The organism is Thiolapillus sp., assembly GCF_048562965.1.
In the GTDB taxonomy this organism is placed as follows: Bacteria; Pseudomonadota; Gammaproteobacteria; order Chromatiales; family Chromatiaceae; genus Thiolapillus; species Thiolapillus brandeum_A.
In genome coordinates, this window is the sequence record NZ_JBHNMF010000506.1 from 1 (window position 1) to 2,352 (window position 2,352).

A 2,352-nucleotide genomic window follows, 5' to 3' on the forward strand; every position below is an offset into this window, starting at 1 on the left:
AGTACGGAGCAGCAACGAGCTTGCGAAGTTGTTGCGTAGTGCTTGGTGACCAGGACGGCTGGGGCACCAATAGGTTGTCAAAGGCCGAGTCGATTTTGGGGACTGGGATGTCCCAAAATCTATCACGAGGCCGAAGACACGCTTGAGCTTGTGGAACCGGAAGTGCACCTGGGCCGACATGGGAGACTTGATCTTCTTTCCGTGCCGGGAAAGGCCATGATGCAGTGCAATACTCAGATCACCTGTGTACACCCACCAGCTGCCGTCTGCGCTGCGGTTGTTGCTGCCCGTGCCGTTCAGCCCCCGGATCAGCTCTTCGGTATAGATACTGGGCCGGTTCTTCCGCCCGTAGGCGCGTTCTCCCGAGAAGATGGAAAACTTCCAGTCCGAACTCCAAGGGCGGTCTATGCTGTCCTGAATAATCGTCTGACCCGTCGCCGTGGTTCGGGTGGCGATATCGGACACTGCCCGGCAGGCATCGACAAAATAGCACTGGCTGGAAGCGGCGCACTGGGACATGCCGCGGTGCAGCGCCGCAAAGTCCAGCGCGCCCTCCATGGGCATTGCCTCGGACTCCCCGTAGTCGGACAGCAACAGGGTCAAACCGTCCAGCCCTCGCGCCACACCATGTCCACAGAAGAAAAACAGCATCAGGTTCTCTTCATTCACATCACTCCGCTTTTTCCAGTTTCTGACCGCCTGCTTCACATTGCCGAAAGTGACCGCGGGCGCCGAAAACGGCTGCTGCAGACTGTCATGGTGATAAACCTGCCCGCCTTCCTCTTCGGAAACCAGCAGGGATACACTCGCCAGTGGCTTGTCGGGATTGTTGAAACTGTCGAGCAGCCAGTCCGTGATGGTTCGGGCGGATACCGGGGGCGAGGAAAGCTGCCCCAGCCCACCGTGCAAATCCGTCAGTGCAGCGGGATCACCGCCGTTGAGATGGGGGTAGGCGCCAACACCGATCACGACGGCATGGGTGGCCGGCTTACCGCTGTCGATCAGGGACTGATCGCAAAAGGCCAGAGAGTCATCCATGGGCCTGCGCATCCGGGTATGGGAGCCGTTCAGGCGCAGCCAGGGACGGGTCGAATCTAGCTCGCAACGCGGCGTCCGCCTGGGCATAGCCCCAGTTGATCAGCGCTTCCTGTTCTTCGGCGCTGAAGCGGTTCAGGCGGGTACGCATGGCGGCAATCCGGCGCGTCTTTTCGCTGTCGGCCATCAGGGCACTGCCGAGCCCGCGTTCCTCCAGCGGAAAATCACTGATCACCGTACCGATACCCCAGTAGGCACCGCTTTTTTCTCCACTGACAAACTGCCTGATGAGATCCCGGGTGCGTAACGCCCTTACCTGTTCAGACATGATATCCAGAGTACGCTTGGTGCGTGCAAGCTGGCTGAAGCGCGCCAGCCGGACTTTTCTGTCCACGCTGAAAGGCGCGCCAGCATCGCTGACCAGTATCCTGTCACACAGGCGGTTCAGGCGTTCCAGACCCAGGTTGTCGTATATGCCCCCATCGGCAAGCCACAGATTTTCCCTCAGGTAGCTGTCGCCGTGCAGATCCGAGATATTTCCCCTGGACCAGGCATCGGGGTCGACCCGGAGCTTCACCGGGCACAACGGCGGGGGAAAGGCGCTGGAAGCCGCCACCGCCACAGCCAGGGGAATATCGGGGTCCGGCAGCCTGCCCAGATGATACTAACTGAGGTATTCGTGACTGAACACGACACTCGCACCGGTCTGCAGACTGGTGGCATAGAGGGTAAAACGCGGCCCGCCGGTTCGGGCCGGCAGATCCTGCAGCGTGCTGTCGCCGTACAAATGCTTCCGGTAGTTGCCGATCAGCAGATCACTGGGATGCCTGAAAGGGCTGATGATGCCCCCGAGGATGACGCCCACATCGATAGTCCGCCCGCAGAACAGCCGCAACGGTTCGACGATCAGTTCGTGGAAATTTTTCGCGATACCGTCAGCGCCGAATACCAGTTCCGGCCAGCGCAGCCCAAGCTGGGCGGCGATGATGGAACCGCCGGATACGCTGGTGAATTCGTCGATCCGGCCCAGCAGACCGGCTTCGTTGATACGCTGCAAGGAACCGATATGAAACAGTGTGGCCCTGAAGCCGCCACCGGACAAAGCGAGTCCCAACATTTCCTTTCTCCCTGGCCAAAGGCCGCTCAGGAATAATAGACGTACTGCTCCAGCTGCTCGATCACCACCTGCTGTTCGGTCAAGTGTGTCTTCGGCCTCGTGATAGATTTTGGGACATCCCAGTCCCCAAAATCGACTCGGCCTTTGACAACCTATTGGTGCCCCAGCCGTCCTGGTCACCAAGCACTACGCAACAACTT

Annotated in this window: 3 protein-coding genes; all 3 read right to left on the minus strand. The window is 59.7% G+C overall.

What is annotated here, in order from left to right; translation table 11 throughout:
* Window positions 1–1,038, minus strand: a 1,038-nt coding sequence (locus tag ACOCD2_RS16985; RefSeq protein WP_419625820.1) for a hypothetical protein, incomplete at its 3' end; no start/stop codon positions are given.
* Complete coding sequence (locus ACOCD2_RS16990; protein WP_293674916.1) at window positions 1,031–1,657, minus strand: hypothetical protein; 627 nt, start codon at window positions 1,655–1,657, stop codon at window positions 1,031–1,033. The genes ACOCD2_RS16990 and ACOCD2_RS16985, both read right to left, overlap by 8 nt.
* A 42-nt stretch (window positions 1,658–1,699) precedes the next feature.
* Entirely contained in the window at window positions 1,700–2,152 is a 453-nt protein-coding gene (locus ACOCD2_RS16995; protein WP_293649828.1) for a patatin-like phospholipase family protein, read from the minus strand.
* Window positions 2,153–2,352: the final 200 nt, after the last annotated feature.

Coding starts and splice junctions, on each gene's coding strand:
- ACOCD2_RS16995 (WP_293649828.1), bottom strand. CDS start 2,152: ATGTTGGGACTCGCTTTGTCCGGTGGCGGCTTCAGGGCCACACTGTTT.